Source organism: Microbacterium sp. ARD31 (assembly GCF_031844425.1).
Genome location: NZ_JAUZVE010000025.1, coordinates 1 through 14,907 on the forward strand (window position 1 = coordinate 1; position 14,907 = coordinate 14,907).

Genomic DNA, 14,907 nt, shown 5'->3' on the forward strand with positions numbered 1-14,907 from the left:
CTCCACGGATTGAGTCAGGTCCTAGGGGAGGAGTTTCCCAGACTGTTCTCCAAGAAGGGCGCCGCGCGAGGGGCGCTCTCCAGCGCCTTTCCGTTGGCGACCCTGATGTTTGGCAAGTCCTTGGACCAGATGCCTCAGCTCGACGAACTCTTCCCGGTGCTGCCGGACGGATCACTCGATGTGCAGGAATTCGAAAAGGCCCTGTTCGCGTCGACCAAGTTCGTCGACGACTGCCTCTCGCGTTATCTCGCATTTGAATTCGTGAGTGACGGCGATTCGCTAGCCCATGGCGAACTGCAAATCGTTTCAATGATCGCGGCTGCTGCAGCTCACGCCTATGATTTCCGAAGCAACTTCTCATTGCGCGGAACATCTGCGAGCAGAAAGAAGGCGCAGGGCCTTCTGAAGGTTGCGCTTCCTCAGCATTACATCTACGACATCTTGCGGAGCCACTGGCGCGGCTCGCTCTACACTTATGCGTTCCAGCGTGTTTGGGACGGGGTCAAGCCGTCTAAGGCGTATTTGGAAGCCATCGACGCCGGTTCATTCGACAGCGCCCTTAAGACGTTGTTTAGCGAGCAGATGACCGATGTTAGCCACAAGCGAAAGAACATAACGGCCGCCGATCGTGCCTTTCTCAAGTTCCTATATTCTTCGAAAGTCAAGGTGGCAGACCAGAAGTCGAACAAGTTCGACGTCGAGCACCTGATTCCAGTCGCACGCATTCAGAAAATGACTTCGGGCAAGGAGCCTTGGGCACTGGGCGCTCTTGGCAACTTGGCAGTATTGCCGGCAGGACCAAACCGTATCAAGCGTGACGAGACTGTTGCACAGTATCTCGCTCGTTCAGGAAAGAGCGCGCCGACGCGTGAGGTCGCCACGCTTGTCAAGAGTCTCCTGTTCGTCCCGGTGTCTGACGTCGCCATTCCGCAGCGTGGAAAAGTGGATATTATGACACAAGCGCAGTACGACGCATTCGTGCGTAAGAACTGGAACGCGATGCGCGCTCAGCTGAAGAAATCGGTGGGCATCAAGTAGGCGATCGGGTCGGGGGGCCAAGTTTCTGCAACGGCGCAGGTCGTAGGAGACGCGGCCCGCTTCATCGTGTTTGCGGGGTTGAGCGGCCATCACATGGCTCTCCGATGTGACCGGGCAGCGCGCCCTATCGGGTCATAAGTCCGTCACAGCACCAGCCGATCGCTCCCCGATGTCTCGAGTGGGGAGGGCCTCTGCTGACCGCCCGGCGGGTCCTACCTGGTACGTCCGCGTTCCCGTTCGGGGCTGCTCCGATCCCGGACCGGTCTGGCCCCGCATGCCGGCGTGTTTCTGCGGAGACAAGTCGGTGGCGCGACAGCGCGCGCCGGTTCCGGCTCAGGACCAGGTGCGCCGCATGACGGTGGTGGCTGCGAAAGGACTGTCACCTGAGACCGCCGCCACGATCCCAGCACCCTCGGGCTTCGCGGCTGCCAACAGCCGGCCCTCGCCGACCCAGGTGCACCAGGCGGCGAGGTAGTGACCGGCGAGGGTGGCGTTGCGGCCGAGGACGGTGGGGACCGGGTGCCAGACCTCGCCCGTCGCACGAGCCGCACGTAGCGCAGCACGCGCGCCACGTCGCGTACGGATCGGACCGTCGGGCAGCGACGCGTCTGTGTAGCGGGAGACGACGTAGCGCGAGGCGCCGACCGGCCCGATCGCCTCGTCGAACGCGCTCGCGTAGACCTCGGCGTCGGCTTCGGTGCCCACGAGTCGGAAGCGGTACTCGCCGCCCGGGTGCACGTCGACCGCCAGCGCGGACGCACCGACCGAGGTCAGCCCGCCGGCCAGGAGCCCGTCAGCGACAGCGGCGGCCACCGCCTCCAACGCCGGGGTGCCGGAGGTGAGGGCGACCTGCGAACGGACCCACGAAGTGAGGACGGACGTGTGGTCGCTACCGGTGACCACCGCCTGGCCGAGGGTCGCCAGCACGCCGAGGCCCCCGGCGGCCAGGAGCGCCCACGGCCCCGCCACGGTTGCCGCCGCGGAGGCGCCGGCCGTGCCTGCGGCCAGCGCCATCGGCGTACGCCAGCTCGTGTCCGGCACCGGGACAGACGTGGTCAGGCCGTCCGTTTCCAGCCGCCACGTCGGCGCGACGGGAGCGATCGTCACGACCTCCTCGGCCGGCACGAGTGCGGGAGACGCAGGTCGGACGCGCAGCGACGCGAGCGTGACGTCGTCGTACGGCTCACCAACGCGCCAGGCGTCGCGGATCGCGTCGCGGTCGGCGGCGGTGACGAGCATCCGGGCGTTGAGCGCGTCGAACGACGCGACCGGGGGAGGGGCGAAGGGGGAGAAGGAGGCGTCGATGTGCGCGACGCCGTCGACGATGTCGCCGTCGGCGTCGATGCCGTGGAAGCCCTGGTGCTTGCGCACCAACCGCATCCAGTCGTTGTCGCCCTTGGGGTGCGCCTCGGAGACGCACACGACCGTCCAGTTGGTGGCGACCTTGTCGGGCCACGTCGGGTCGGTCCGCAGCGCCCGCCCGCGCGTCTGGACGACGGCGGTCAGCGTGGTCGCGGTGGTGAGGTCGATCAGCGTGGAGACGCCGCGGGCGTTCCAGCCCTCGCCGAGCAGGCTGCGGGTGCCGACGAGGACCTGGGTGCGGCCGGCCTCGAGGTACGCCGTGACATGGGCGACCCAGGTCCGCGAGGTCCAGCCCGAGGAGCAGGTGGCGACCGGTGAGCCGGCCTCGACGCGCAACCGCGCGGCCAGCTCGGGATCCCGGGCGGCGACGAAGGCGATCAGGTCCTGCAGCGTCTCCTTTGACCCCGCGACGACGGAACCCGTGACCAGCATCGGGTTGAGGACGGCGGTGCTCGGGTCGGACAGCAGCACCTCGAGCGCCGCGAGTGCCGAGCCCGCCTCCGCGTCCTGCACCCCGTCAAGCGTCACCGGCACGGTCGCCGACGCCCGCTCGTGGTCGCACAGCACCAGCACCCGCGCGCGGTCGCCGAGGACGGCGTGCTCGGCGGCGATGATCTGTGCGGCGGCGCCGGGCTTGGCGTACGACCGGGCGAGCACGCGATCGACGGTGGAGCGCCCACGGCGTACGCCGCGCCGCGTCCACTGGTAGCCGACCGACGGCAGCGCCGCCCTGACCGTGGCGAGGACCTCGGCGTCGGCCGGGTCGTCGGACTCGGCCACGTGGCGGAGCAGCCAGTCGCCGAGCAGCCGCACCCAGTCGTCGGCTGACGGGGCGTGGCGGTGCTCCTCACGCAGCCGGGCGCCGGCGGGCAGGGCGAGCAGACCTGCGTGGTGCATGCGCAGCGCGGCGTCGCACAGCTCGGGCTCGCGCTCGGCGAGCGACGCCCAGGTGGTGGTCGCGGGGACGGGCTCGACGAAGCGCGCGGTGAGCCAGGCGTAGAAGCCGACGGTGCCGAAGCCCGGCGTGGTGAGCAGCGTGGTGAGCTCGGTGAACCGGACGGCCTCGGTGGTGAGCCAGTCCTCCTCGGTCGGCGTCGGCGTGGTCAGCCAGACGAGCTCGTCGAACGGCGCGAGGTGCCCCTCCTTGACGACCGCCGGCACCGAGACGCGGTAGCGGATGGTCCCGAAGAGTCGGTCCACGAGCGCTCGCTGCTCGCCGACGAGGCTCTCGGGCGGGGTCGCGGTGAGCGCCAGGACGTGGGCACGGTCGACGGCCTCGAGCAGCTCGGCGAGCAGCTGCCCCCACACCTCGAGCAGGTGGTGGCACTCGTCGAGGACCAGCACCAGCCGCGGCTGCGACCGGATCCGCTCGAACAGCTCGACGCCGTTGGGGTGCAGCCGGTCGACGACCGACTGCACCGAGTCGTCGTCGTCCGCGGCCTCGGAGTCGAAGACGGCGAGGGACTGGTACGTCAGGCAGGTGAGGTCGCTCGTCAGCGCCTTGTCGTCGCTCGCGTCCAGGCCCATCGCCCGCGCCTCGGCGATCCACTGCGACTGGATGGCGGTGTTGGGCGCGAGCACCACGGCGCGGGTGTCGGGGTGCTCTCGGATCTCGGCGGCGACGGCCTCAATGCCGACACGGGTCTTGCCCGCGCCGGGCGGCAGCACCACCCACGCGCGTGGCTGGTGATCATCCCGCCACGCGTCCGCAAGGGCCTCGAGTGCCTCGCGCTGGTGGACCCGCAGAGGCGGTACGACGGACGCGTCCGGGTCGGGCACCGTCGTACGCCTCCTGGTCGGCTCGGGGGGACCCACCTGGCGAGCCGCGGTGGGCCGCAGGTGGGTCGGTGCATGGTGTCACGGCCCGGGCACGCCGACGACGTACGCGGTGCACGAGGACCGGGTGGCGCGGAGGACGGTGGGTTCTCCACAGATCGTCTTGACGGTCTGGTGGCGCCGCCCAGCCGTGGCGTTGAGTGGCGTACATGCCTCGATCACGCCACCGCCGCAAGGGACGCACCCGACGGACGCCGCGGGCTCCGCAGCCGGCCGCCGGGATGGGAAGCCGGAGCCGACGAGACGTCGTCCTCGACGCCAACCGGCCGTGGTTGAGGCGGATGCTGGCGGTCGACGCGGCGGAGACCCAGGGCGACGCCGAGGGCGCACTGGCCCTCATCGAAGACATGCCCTTGGGCCCCGACGGGCGTCCGTGGTGGCGACCCGAGCGTGTCCGACGCCTGCGCCAGCTCGCCATCCTCGGCGGCGACGCACCGGAGTGGGTGATCCGGCGCTGGGTGGTGGCGCAGGCTGCACAGGCGACACCGGGGCGGCCGCTGGAAGCGGTGGACGTCGCCGTCCACACCCGGGGCGGTGGCAGCACCCTCTGGGGAGTCGACCACGACGATGCGAGGTCGAAGGTCATCGACCATGACTGGGTCTTCCGCCAGCTCGTCCTGCACGAGCACGGCGGGCTGGCCGCGTTCGTCGACCGGGTCGCAACACCCGCGCTGCTCGGCCGCGCGGGCGACATGAGGTCGTGGATCGGCGTACCGATGGGTGGGTTCGAGCTCCTGGCAGAGACGAGTGACCGCATCGTGTGGCGCGACCTCGCGAGCACGCAGACCGTCGAGACGGTCAACCTCGGAGGGGCCGCCATGATGGCGATCGGTGAGGCGGCGCTCGGGCGGGTGGTCAGTGCGGGCGACGTGCACCTGTTCGAGAGCGCACCGCTGTGCGTCCCGATCGACGTGGCGCGTGAGGTCGCGGCGAGACCGTCCGGGTGGGTGGACGCGCTGGGCCGGGCCAGCCGCGGCGTGCACGGGGAGGCCCTGTCCGCCCTGGTCGCGAGGATGCACCACTTCGACCTGCTCTTCGACATTCCCGCCACGCTGCGTCGGCATCTCATCGAGCCGCCGGATCCGGAGCTGCGCTCCGACCAGGTCGGGAGCGGGGGCAACGGCGTCGAGTACGACGTCGCGCTCGTGCTCGCGGCGATGTCCGGGGAGCTGCAGCCGGACGACGTCGAGTGCACGTGTGGTGAATGCGACGACCCTCGTCCGGTCGGGTCGCTCGTCGCGGCTGCGTTGCTGGAGCCGGGGACGCTCGACGCCCTCACGTCGCTTCTCGTGTCGTCCGATGCCGCGGTTCTGCGGGCCCTCGAGCAGACGCTGGTGGCGCCGGCCGACGTGGTGTGCCGTCGGATCCGCGCGAGGCTCGATGTCGCCGCGTGACTCGGTATGATCGTGGTATGACCACGAAGATCGCCGTGAGCCTGCCCGACCACCTGGTCGACGAAGCTCGCACGGCTGTCGCGGAGGGAAGGGCTGCGTCCGTGTCCGCCTACGTGGCCGAAGCGATGTCGGAGAAGTCGAGACGTCGCACCCTCACCGAGGTCCTCGACGAGATGGACGCCGAGCTCGGCGCACCGGGACCAGAGGCTCGGGCCCGAGCCTCCCGAGTGCTCGACGCCCTCGCTCACGGATGAGCGGGATCAGCCTCGACGCAAGTGCGCTCATCGCCCTCGAGCGCGGCAATGTCGACGTACGTGTCCTGCTGCGCGAGGCGGTCGAGCGAGGTCTGGAGGTGCACGTCGTGCCCGAGGTCGTCGCCCAGGTGTGGCGCGGCGGACCGCGACAGGCGCGGCTCGCCGCGGTGCTCTCGGCGCGGGGGGTCGACACACCCGACTACGACCTGCACGCCGCTCGCGAGGTGGGGCGTCTGTGTAGTGCCACCGGTGGATCGGACGTCGTCGACGCACACGTGGTGTGGCACGCCAGGAGCCGCGGTCATCTGGTGGTGACGTCGGACCCCGACGGCCTGGCTGCCCTCGATCCCACGCTCCCGCTCGTACGTGTCTGAGGGTCGGCTACTCGACCACTTGGAGACGGGAGCGTCGAAGCGCGGCGCGGGCGAGCTGGCGGAGCTCTTCGGGCACGCGCTTCCGGCTCAGCGGGTCATCGTCGCTGACGACGCGCAGAGCGTTCCAGGTGGGGCGCGCGTACTCGAGCACGGCCCCGTGCGACGGCGGCAGGTGATCGGCCCTCGTCGCCCAGCCGGCCGACCACAGAAGGTCACTCCCCCATCGGCGGATGAGGTCCGGAGGGTCCTCTCCGGACGCCACGGCGAGCAGGGCGAGGGCTCCGGCGTGCGTCTCGACCGGCGTACGCCCGAGCGGGAGGGACGCCACCACGTGGTGCCACATGCCCTCGGGATCACCGGCGAGACGTCGTCCGACCGCCGACGGCAACAGCTCGCCCTTCCGCTTGCGCAGCAGACCGAGGTCCATCGCCGTCAAGCGCAGCAGCTTGACCGGCGGGAAGTTCTGCTCCCGATTGCCCTTGCCCATCCAGGGTTCGTGCAGGTCGAGGTCGGTCGCCAGCCGGCTGACGACGGCGGGTGGTAGCCACCCAGCCGAGGTCAGCGCGATCCCGTCACCCACGACGTCCAGCAGGTGCAGCCACGGGTGCATCAGTCGCTGTCGGGTGGCGGGATCAGGGACGTCGAGCAGGTCGAGCTCAGCGGCGGCGACCAGCTTCGCCAGGAGCTGGGGCGCGCGGCGGCTCTGGTCGACGAGGTCGGTCAGCACGTCGGAGAACCCGGTGCCGACCGCACGCAGGGAGGCGGCCACGCCAGCGCTGCCTCCCATGCTCGTCAAGGTGAGTCGGAGCAGCTCGTCGGTCTCCTCGACCGAGAACGCCTCCGGGTCCCAGTCGCCCGCCCATGCCAGCAGGTCGCGCTCGTCCGCCGTGCGGGGTCCGGGGGCCACGGCGTCGACGAGGTCGGCATAGCCGCCCGGACCGCCGCAGTCCTCGGGCGGACACGCCCGCGCGCCGGCAAGGAGACGCGCCCGCGGCAGCGAGTCGTCGTACGCCAGCACCTCCTCGAGGCGGATCGCGTGCTCCCAGCCGTCGCCGAAGTCGTAGGCGTAGTAGAACTCGTCACCGACCTCCTGCAGCACCTGGTCGAGCCGGACGTCACGTTCGTTGATGCCCTGGTCTCCCTCCTCCTCGTCGAAGTCGGTCAGGATCGGGGGCACGCGGCGGTCGCGGGTGGCGAAGAAGTTGTGGAGATGCGAGTCGGTCCAGCCCATCGCGGTCTGGAGGACCTCGTGGAGCTCGGCGAGGTCGAGGTCGCCAGCCACGTCCAGGCGACGCCAGACCGGCGGCTCGACCTCGTTGAGCGCGATGCGCACCCGAAGCCGGTGGACGGTGGGTGGGGGTGGCGGAAGCGTGAGCGACACGGGTCAGCGGCTCCAGCTCCGGTGGAGTGCGCGCGGGAGGCCCCACACGCCGCGCTCGGTGAAGCGCTCATCCTCGTCGAGCACGCCGAGCTCCTGCCACGCAGGGGTCAGGACTATGAAGGCCGTCGACAGCACCTGTCGGGTGCCCTCGGGGTCCTCGATCTCGCCCTCCACGTCGTCCAGGCCGTTGATGTCGTCGAGCACGCGCGAGGCGTCCAGCGTCGAGCCGGCACCGCGGGCGAGGGTGCCGAGGGCGAGCCCCGACCAGTCGGCGTGCTGGAGCGCCATCACCGATGAGAAGAGCTCGGGGTCGGTGTCGGGCTCGTCGGTCGGGTCAATGGTCTCCACGAGGGCGTCGAGCCACCGCGACTCGTCGTCGCTGACCGGATCGGTCAGCCCCGGCACCCGCTCCTCGAGGTAGTCGGCAGCCGCGCGGTCGACTGCCCGCCACTCCGCGAGCAGGGCTTCGTCCTCCTCGTCGGAGAAGGCCCAGTCATCGTCCATGGAACGACTGTAGAAGACGGCGAGCGGCCGGCTGGCCGATCAGTCGACGAGGTCGCGGGGCGCGAAGGTGACCGGGAACGGACGTGCAGCGGCGAAGGGCTCGCCGCCCGCCACGGAGGCCACCTCGGCGTAGACCCCGTCGCGCAGCTCCCACGCAGTGATCGTGGGTGCCTCCGGGTCGACGACCCAGTAGGACGGGCATCCTGCCGCTTCGTAGCGGGCGCGCTTGAGGTTGAGGTCGACGAGGCGCGTGGACGGGGAGAGCACTTCGACAGCGAGGAGCGGCGCCGCGGGCAGGTTGCGCTGCGTCAGGTCGGTCACGCGACAGACGAGCACGTCGGGCTGGAGGACCGTGTCGTCGGCCAGGCGTACGTCGAAGGGCGCGGCCAACACCTCGAGATCGTCAGCAGCTGCATCCATCAGTGCCCTCAGGAGCCTGGACACCGCCCGCTGGTGCCGCCAGGACGGGGCGGGCGTCACGATGAGCGTGCCGTCGATGAGCTCGTAGCGGTGCCCGTCATCGGGGATGGCGGCGAGGTCGTCCGCGGTCAGCGGCCGGCTCTGCGGCAGGACGGTCACGCTCACAAGGGTGCCCCATCCGTGCTCACCCGGCCACCATCGCGGGCTCGTGCCCGCCTTCGTGGGACCAGAGCGAGCACCAGCCGTGCTCGGTGACCACCATCAGGTCGCGGTCGAAGGCGTCGGAGTTGTGGTTGCTGTAGCGCCATCCGTGCGCCCAGCGCTTCTCCTCCTGCCCCCACCCGTTGATCCCGGAGCGCACGATCACAGTCACGAGGATCGAGGCCGAGTCGTCCGCGCGAGTCGGGATAGCGAGCTTCCAGACCCGGTCGTAGAGCAGGTCCGACCGGCCGCGGTGCACCTCGTCGATGTCGACTGGCAGGGGCGTGAGCTCCTCGAGCGCGAGGAGCTCCTGCGTCGTGGCGGGTTGATGCACGAGCGCGAGGTACACCCGTCCCTCGATGAGGGGGACTGCCGCGGCGATCTCGTCGAGCAGCCGCTGAGGGTCGCGCAGCTCGTAGCGGGCGAGGACGTCATGGATGTCTGTGGTCATGGGTTGAGCGTCGCGTGCCGCCCTGTTGGGGGCACCTGGTCCTCCCCAGGAGTCCTCAGGAGGCCGTTCTCCACAGGCTGGGTCAGTCGCCGTGGTGCCTGATCACACGCTCGGCCTTTGCTGTGGGCATGGGATACACGACGGACTTCCTCGGGCACATCGACATCACCCCGAGCCTCAACGAGGCGGAGCAGGCCTACCTGTCGGCCTTCAGCCTGACGAGGCGCTACGACAGGAAGGAGGGGCCGTACTACGTCCCTCCCAACCCCTACGCCGACCAGGTCTCGGACGACATCGAGCGCACCAACCGTCCAGCGCCCGGGCAGCCGCAGCTCTGGTGCCGATGGGTGCCGTGCTGGGACGGCTGCTGCCTCGCGCTCGACGGCGAGGAGAAGATCTACCAACCCACACGCTGGCTCGACTACCTCATCCAGCACTTCCTGGCACCCGGCGCGGAGGCGTCGGGGTCAGGACTCGAGGTCTTCGAGGCCTTCAGCTTCGATCACCACCTCGACGGCCTGGTGGTCGGTTGCCGACGCGACAACAAGGAGATCTTCGCGATCAGGGTCGAGGACAACGTCATCACCGAGGAGGTCCTGAAGAAGGCGGACCCCCGCTACCTCGACTACCCGCCGCTGCCGTACGAGGAGGTCATCGACCGCGACCGCCGGCGGTCGCCAAGACGACGATCGTCCAGCCGCTCGCTCCGGGTCGTGTGAGTCGAGCAGGGAGCCGACGGGGATGGGAGCGGACAGCCGGAGACGCAAGGCCGCGAGGCAGAGGAAGCGGCCTCACGACCATGCGGGTGACGAGACGTCCGCGAGGGCCAACGCAGGTGACAGATCGGCGTGGGACGCCACGCATGCCTTTGAGCTCGTCGAGGCCAAGGTCCACGGTGCCGTACGCCGACTCGGCGCGGGCACCATCAACGAGCATGACCTCACGATTGCCGCTGGGCACCTCGTGCGCTCGGTCTCTCCGTACCCCGCGCACGTGGTCGACGTGGTGGTGCTCGACCTGCTGGTCCGCGTGGTCCACCACGTGACCGAGGCGGGCTGGCCGCCTGCAGACCTGGCCGAGCTCGTCCGGCGGCAGCTCGACGAGCGGCACCTGGTGACGCTGTGCGCCGCACTGCACGACGAGGGGCGCGAGCACCGTCGGCGGGACCACGCCTGGGTGGAGGCAGTCAACACCATCGGCGCGGAGCGGCCCCTCGTCGTGGGCACCGCGGACGATCTCGCATCCGCCCTCGGCTGGCCGCACTGCTGACCCATGCGCCGGTGCTCGCAGAGGGTGCCGTCACCGGCAGCCGTGGCGCGCCGGGAGCCGAGCACCCCAAGCTCGCACAGGTCCGCGCGCTGCTGGCCAAGGCCGAGTCCACCGACTTCGAGTACGAGGCGGAGGCGCTCTACGCCAAGGCTCAGGAGCTGATCACCCGATACGCACTGGGACGACTGCTGGGTGGTCAGGACGTGCCGACGGACGCCCGTTCGCCGCGCGTCCGCCGGATCTGGCTGGACGCTCCGTACGTCGCCGCGAAGGCGAGCCTCGTGGCTGCCGTGGCGTCCGCCAACCGCTGCCGCACGGCCTTCGCCCAGCGGCACGCCTTCATCGTCGTGGTGGGGGCGAGCGGCGACCTCGACGCAGTCGAGCTGCTGGCCACATCGCTCCTGGTCCAGGCCGACATCGCGATGGCACGACACGGCAGCCGCAACACAACGGGCGGAGTGTCCCGGACCAGGTCCTTCCGGCAGTCCTTCCTCACCTCCTACGCGTCCCGCATCGGTGAGCGATTGCGCGAGGCCAGCGAGTCGGCAGCCCGCGCCGACGGACACCTGCCCGTGCTGCGCTCGCAGGAGGAGCGGGTGGCGGAGGAGTTCGACCGGCTCGTGCCCCACACCCGGGGGAGGGCAAGGAGCGTGAGCAATCGCGGGGGCTGGCGTGCCGGACGAGCTGCCGCAGATCTCGCACGGCTCGACGTCCACCGAGGACTAAGCAGAGGATGACGCGGACGCGCTGCGCTACTTACTCAGCCGACGTACTCTTTACTCATGCAGGTAACAACGCGATCGGTCGCGTCGACAGTACGACGCGCACAGATCCTCGACGCGACGATCGAGGTGGTCGCGTCCGAAGGCTTCGCCAGCGCGTCGTTCAAGCGGATCGCCGAGCGTGCGGGCCTCTCGAGCACGCGCCTCATCAGCTATCACTTCGCCGGCAAGGACGAGTTGGTGTCGGCGCTCGTGGAGCACGTCGTCGAGGGCATCGGCGAGCACGTCGGAGCGCTGGTCATGGCGGAGAAGAGCCCGCAAGGACGGCTCAAGGCGTACATCGAGGGAGTCGTCGAGTACGCCGACACCCACCGCGCGCCGATGGCGGCGCTGCTGCAGGTCGTGATGTCCGGAGCCTGGAGCGAGGGCAAGCCAGCGTCGAGCGACGTGAGCCACCTCGAGCGGATCCTGAAGGACGGCCAGGAGCGGGGCGAGATGCGTGCCTTCGACCTGCGCGTCATGGCGGCCACGATCCAACGAGCCGTGGAGACCGTGCCGTTCCAGCTGCAGACCGATCCCGATCTCGACTGCGCGGCGTACGCGCGAGAGCTGGTCGAGCTGTTCGACCGCGCGACGAGGGTCGACCTGTGACCCTGCTGCGGCCGCTCCTCGGGATCGTCGGTTCGACCGCGCTCTACTACCTGATGCGCCACTTCGGCGTCAGCGTCTACGCCGCCCTCGTGGTCGGCGCCGTGGTCTCTCTCGTGCCGGCGTGCGTCTCGCTGCTGCGCGGCAGCCGGCCGAGTGGGCTGGAGGCGTTCTTCACCGTGCTGCTGTTCGCGAGCTTCGCGATCGCGCTGCTGCCCGGCGACGAGCGGTTCCTGCTGGCCAAGGACTCGCTGGTCACAGGCGGCATCGGCTTCTGGTTCCTCGCCAGCCTCTGGTGGGCCGACCGGCCGCTGGCCTACCAGTTCGCCAAGCCGATGGTCGAGGGCCGCCTCGGCTGGGTGGGCGACTGGGAGCGTCGCTGGCGGGAGGACGAGACGTTCCGCCGGATGTGGCGTACGTCGAGCACGCTCTGGGCAGCCGGCACGTTGCTCGACGCGGTCGCGCGGGTGGTGATGGCATACACGCTGCCGGCCGACGTGGTGCCGGGGCTCAACCTGGCGATGTACGTCGCCACGGCGGTCGTGCTCAACGTCGTGACGACCGTCGTCTACGTACGCGCCGGCGCGATCCGCGGTCGACGCCGGGCGCGGGTGACGAGTAGGGCGTAGCGGCTCACGCCGTGGGTGCCAGGACCTCCAGCTCGTCCGGCGGGATCGGACGGATCACGCCCTTGGTGGCGAGGTGCACCACCTCGCAGGGCACGGCGGCCGCGCGCGCCGCGTCGTACAGCGCCGACGCCCACCGCCGGTCGAGCGCGGTGACGAACCCCGAGCCGGGACGGGAGAGCAGGAACGCGAAGCGCGCTCCGGGCGCGACGTCGTCCTGGAGCATCCGCAGGAGGGTCGCCAGGTTCGCGGTGACCCGGACGTCGGGCTCGTCGGCCTCGGTGATCTCGGTCAGCTGGAGCAGCGGGACGTCGTCGACGATGAGCATCATCCAGACGGACCGCCCGCCGAAGGACGACGGTCCGATGAGGCGACGCCACGCGTCCTCGAGGTCGGCCTGGGATCGGATGGTGGGTTCGAAGCGTTCTCTGGTCATGCCCCGACCTTGATCCCAGATGGGCGCTCTGGCGAACGGCCTTCCACAGGCGTGGCGGTCATCCACAGATTGCTCGTCGGGGGCTGTGCGGAGCGGCTCGCATCCCTAGCGTCGAAGCGTGAGAGCTCTCGGGATTCTGGTCGTGCTCGTCCTGCTGTCCGGCTGCTCTGGTGCCGCCACCGATCGCGGTGACGGCGCGCCTACGCCGGCGGATGGCACGTCCGCCACCGCGCCCGCCACCGTGCTCGACGCGGCGCCGACCACCGCGACCCCAGCCTGGTCGACGCGCCTCGACGTCCTGCAGGCGCCCGTCGCCGCGGGTGACGTCCTGGTCGTCGCCGTCGCGGCGCGGGGCGACGAGATCGATGTCGTCGCGCTCGACCGCGAGGACGGCGCGATCCTGTGGCGCCGGCCGCTCATGGTGGTGGGGGCCAGCATCGGGGCGTACCTCGGCGACCTCGTCCACGAGTCCGCGGACGGCGAGACCTACGTCGTCATGCAGCAGGCTCGGACGGGTCGCGCGCTGCGACCCGAGGCAGCGCTGCCGTACCTCGCCCTCGACCCGAGGACGGGCAAGGTGCTCGCCCGCACCCGCCCGGTGGTCGCCCAGTTCGGCGCGCCGGCCTGCGACGACGGGCTCGACGTGTGCCTGCGGATCTCCCAGGACGACCGGTTCGAGGAGACGCGGTGGGTCCTGGGGTCGTGGAGGCTGCGGCCCGAGAAGGAGCGCCTCCCGGCCGGCACCAACGCCCTTGTCGCGGGGTCCGACGTCTACACGGTCGATGGCCCGGTGCGGCAGTACGCCGTGGCGAAGGCGGTCGGCCGGGTCGGAAGGTCGTCCTGGCGGGTGCCGCACGGCCGCATCACGGGGAGCCGCCGGTGGCTGGTCGACGACCAGACGGGCTTCGTGGACGACGAGGCAGGTGTTGCGGTCGTCCAGCTCCTCCCGACCACCGAGGACGCCGTCGTGCGCCGCTACCAACGCGGTGCCGTGGTCCGCTTCGACCTCGCCCAGCGGCGTACCGCCGGGCTCGACCTCGAGACCGGCAAGGTCCTGTGGCGCCACCGCGGCGCCGACATCCGCTGCCTCGAGCTGACTCGCACTGAGCTGCCTGTGCGCTGCGCGTTCTCCGGCCAGCGCTCCTACCAGCAGGATCGCGACCCGCGGCTGGTGTCGGCGCGCGGGTGGCTCGAGGGCTACGACCCGCGCACCGGCGAGACCACGTGGCGCCAGGAGCTGGGCGTCCACGCCGTGCGCACGCTCGTGCTCGACATCCTCCGCATGGACGCCCGGGGCGACCGTGTGGTCGACGCCGACGACGTCGCCGTGATCCCGACAGCTGACGGCCCGAAGCTGCTGTCGCTCGTCGACGGTTCGGCCCTACCTCTCGCGGCCCGTGAGCCTGTGGTCTGCTCGGTGACTGTGCCCTTCCGCCACCGGTTCGACACCGACGGCACCGGGGTCGTCCTCGGTTTCCGCGAGACGCGCGAGCGGCGCTTCGTTGAGCCGTGCCCCGCCACCGGGAAGGCGCTGGACCGATCCGCGATGGACCGGCTCGGTGCGGCCGCGCTGCTCACCGGTGCTGTCGACGCCAGGGACGGCATGCGGGTCCTGGCGAGCCGGCACGCGGTCCACGCGTACCGGCTCGCGTCGTGACCCCGCGGCGTCAGGCGCCGAGCGCGTCGAGGCCGTGGTAGACGGCGAACGCCGGCCACACGATGCCCTCGAGGATCGCGAGGACGTGCTGCCAGAAGCCGTCGGCCTGCATCCAGAAGTAGACCCAGGCGCCGAAGATGCCGAGCCCGTAGATGGCGTTGCCGGCCTGGTTGGTGCTGGTCCCAGTGCTCATGGTGGTGCTCCCTTCGTCTCCACGCTAGGACCGCGAGCGGTGCGAGGGCAGGGTCGTTCGGGCACGTCTGGTGGGAGGTTCGGCGGGGTCTCGGCTGAGTGGTTTCAAGGCTCGCTGCGCTCGCACCTCAACCACCGGGGA

17 protein-coding genes are annotated in these 14,907 nt (G+C 70.5%); 10 read left to right on the plus strand and 7 right to left on the minus strand.

Annotated features, from left to right (window positions below; genetic code table 11):
* A partial coding sequence (locus tag Q9S36_RS34425) for a hypothetical protein (protein WP_311289298.1) occupies window positions 1–1,038 on the plus strand: 1,038 nt, incomplete at its 5' end.
* A gap of 333 nt (window positions 1,039–1,371) precedes the next feature.
* On the opposite strand, the gene Q9S36_RS34430 is transcribed toward Q9S36_RS34425, so the two are convergent.
* Window positions 1,372–4,179: a DEAD/DEAH box helicase family protein gene (locus Q9S36_RS34430; protein WP_311289299.1), complete on the minus strand. Its 2,808-nt coding sequence runs from the start codon at window positions 4,177–4,179 to the stop codon at window positions 1,372–1,374.
* A gap of 206 nt (window positions 4,180–4,385) precedes the next feature.
* Between Q9S36_RS34430 and Q9S36_RS34435 the strand changes: the two genes are divergently transcribed.
* From Q9S36_RS34435 to Q9S36_RS34445, 3 genes are read left to right on the plus strand one after another with little or no spacing between them, the layout of a single operon-like run.
* Complete coding sequence (locus Q9S36_RS34435; protein WP_311289300.1) at window positions 4,386–5,630, plus strand: hypothetical protein; 1,245 nt, start codon at window positions 4,386–4,388, stop codon at window positions 5,628–5,630.
* 17 nt (window positions 5,631–5,647) lie between these two features.
* Window positions 5,648–5,884 (plus strand): hypothetical protein, encoded by a 237-nt coding sequence (locus Q9S36_RS34440; RefSeq protein ID WP_311289301.1) that lies wholly within the window; start codon window positions 5,648–5,650, stop codon window positions 5,882–5,884.
* Complete coding sequence (locus Q9S36_RS34445) at window positions 5,881–6,258, plus strand: PIN domain-containing protein (protein WP_311289302.1); 378 nt, start codon at window positions 5,881–5,883, stop codon at window positions 6,256–6,258. Before Q9S36_RS34440 ends, Q9S36_RS34445 begins: the two co-directional genes overlap by 4 nt.
* A gap of 7 nt (window positions 6,259–6,265) precedes the next feature.
* Here the strand turns inward: Q9S36_RS34445 and Q9S36_RS34450 are convergent, their stop codons facing one another.
* Genes Q9S36_RS34450 through Q9S36_RS34465 form a run of 4 tightly spaced genes read right to left on the minus strand, consistent with a single transcriptional unit; the run spans window position 6,266 to window position 9,215 of the window.
* Window positions 6,266–7,639: a plasmid pRiA4b ORF-3 family protein gene (locus tag Q9S36_RS34450; protein WP_311289303.1), complete on the minus strand. Its 1,374-nt coding sequence runs from the start codon at window positions 7,637–7,639 to the stop codon at window positions 6,266–6,268.
* Between the two features lie 3 nt (window positions 7,640–7,642).
* Complete coding sequence (locus Q9S36_RS34455) at window positions 7,643–8,143, minus strand: hypothetical protein (RefSeq protein ID WP_311289304.1); 501 nt, start codon at window positions 8,141–8,143, stop codon at window positions 7,643–7,645.
* A 39-nt stretch (window positions 8,144–8,182) separates the two neighbouring features.
* Window positions 8,183–8,722: a Uma2 family endonuclease gene (locus Q9S36_RS34460; protein ID WP_311289305.1), complete on the minus strand. Its 540-nt coding sequence runs from the start codon at window positions 8,720–8,722 to the stop codon at window positions 8,183–8,185.
* A gap of 25 nt (window positions 8,723–8,747) precedes the next feature.
* On the minus strand, window positions 8,748–9,215 hold the full coding sequence (locus tag Q9S36_RS34465; protein ID WP_311289306.1) for a hypothetical protein: 468 nt from the start codon (window positions 9,213–9,215) through the stop codon (window positions 8,748–8,750).
* A 128-nt stretch (window positions 9,216–9,343) separates the two neighbouring features.
* On the opposite strand from Q9S36_RS34465, the gene Q9S36_RS34470 reads away from it, so the two are divergent.
* From Q9S36_RS34470 to Q9S36_RS34490, 5 genes are all read left to right on the plus strand, one after another.
* Window positions 9,344–9,934: a hypothetical protein gene (locus Q9S36_RS34470; RefSeq protein ID WP_311289307.1), complete on the plus strand. Its 591-nt coding sequence runs from the start codon at window positions 9,344–9,346 to the stop codon at window positions 9,932–9,934.
* 274 nt (window positions 9,935–10,208) lie between these two features.
* Window positions 10,209–10,484: a hypothetical protein gene (locus Q9S36_RS34475; RefSeq protein ID WP_311289308.1), complete on the plus strand. Its 276-nt coding sequence runs from the start codon at window positions 10,209–10,211 to the stop codon at window positions 10,482–10,484.
* Between the two features lie 11 nt (window positions 10,485–10,495).
* Window positions 10,496–11,221, plus strand: a complete 726-nt coding sequence (locus Q9S36_RS34480; protein WP_311289309.1) for a DUF2786 domain-containing protein — start codon at window positions 10,496–10,498, stop codon at window positions 11,219–11,221.
* A 45-nt stretch (window positions 11,222–11,266) separates the two neighbouring features.
* Window positions 11,267–11,857, plus strand: coding sequence for a TetR/AcrR family transcriptional regulator (locus tag Q9S36_RS34485; protein ID WP_311289310.1), 591 nt, complete (start codon window positions 11,267–11,269; stop codon window positions 11,855–11,857).
* Window positions 11,854–12,483 (plus strand): VC0807 family protein, encoded by a 630-nt coding sequence (locus tag Q9S36_RS34490; protein ID WP_311289311.1) that lies wholly within the window; start codon window positions 11,854–11,856, stop codon window positions 12,481–12,483. Before Q9S36_RS34485 ends, Q9S36_RS34490 begins: the two co-directional genes overlap by 4 nt.
* 4 nt (window positions 12,484–12,487) lie before the next feature.
* Here Q9S36_RS34490 and Q9S36_RS34495 read toward each other — a convergent pair whose 3' ends face one another.
* On the minus strand, window positions 12,488–12,916 hold the full coding sequence (locus Q9S36_RS34495; protein ID WP_311289312.1) for a hypothetical protein: 429 nt from the start codon (window positions 12,914–12,916) through the stop codon (window positions 12,488–12,490).
* A gap of 118 nt (window positions 12,917–13,034) precedes the next feature.
* Between Q9S36_RS34495 and Q9S36_RS34500 the strand changes: the two genes are divergently transcribed.
* Window positions 13,035–14,573, plus strand: a complete 1,539-nt coding sequence (locus Q9S36_RS34500; protein ID WP_311289313.1) for a PQQ-binding-like beta-propeller repeat protein — start codon at window positions 13,035–13,037, stop codon at window positions 14,571–14,573.
* 10 nt (window positions 14,574–14,583) lie between these two features.
* Here the strand turns inward: Q9S36_RS34500 and Q9S36_RS34505 are convergent, their stop codons facing one another.
* Window positions 14,584–14,766, minus strand: coding sequence for a hypothetical protein (locus tag Q9S36_RS34505; protein WP_311289314.1), 183 nt, complete (start codon window positions 14,764–14,766; stop codon window positions 14,584–14,586).
* Window positions 14,767–14,907: the final 141 nt, after the last annotated feature.

Excerpts from the sequence above, each read along its gene's own strand:
- Q9S36_RS34435 (WP_311289300.1), top strand. The coding sequence starts at position 4,386 with ATGCCTCGATCACGCCACCGCCGCAAGGGACGCACCCGACGGACGCCG.
- Q9S36_RS34440 (WP_311289301.1), top strand. The coding sequence starts at position 5,648 with ATGACCACGAAGATCGCCGTGAGCCTGCCCGACCACCTGGTCGACGAA.
- Q9S36_RS34445 (WP_311289302.1), top strand. The coding sequence starts at position 5,881 with ATGAGCGGGATCAGCCTCGACGCAAGTGCGCTCATCGCCCTCGAGCGC.
- Q9S36_RS34455 (WP_311289304.1), bottom strand. The coding sequence starts at position 8,143 with ATGGACGATGACTGGGCCTTCTCCGACGAGGAGGACGAAGCCCTGCTC.
- Q9S36_RS34465 (WP_311289306.1), bottom strand. The coding sequence starts at position 9,215 with ATGACCACAGACATCCATGACGTCCTCGCCCGCTACGAGCTGCGCGAC.
- Q9S36_RS34470 (WP_311289307.1), top strand. The coding sequence starts at position 9,344 with ATGGGATACACGACGGACTTCCTCGGGCACATCGACATCACCCCGAGC.
- Q9S36_RS34485 (WP_311289310.1), top strand. The coding sequence starts at position 11,267 with ATGCAGGTAACAACGCGATCGGTCGCGTCGACAGTACGACGCGCACAG.
- Q9S36_RS34495 (WP_311289312.1), bottom strand. The coding sequence starts at position 12,916 with ATGACCAGAGAACGCTTCGAACCCACCATCCGATCCCAGGCCGACCTC.
- Q9S36_RS34505 (WP_311289314.1), bottom strand. The coding sequence starts at position 14,766 with ATGAGCACTGGGACCAGCACCAACCAGGCCGGCAACGCCATCTACGGG.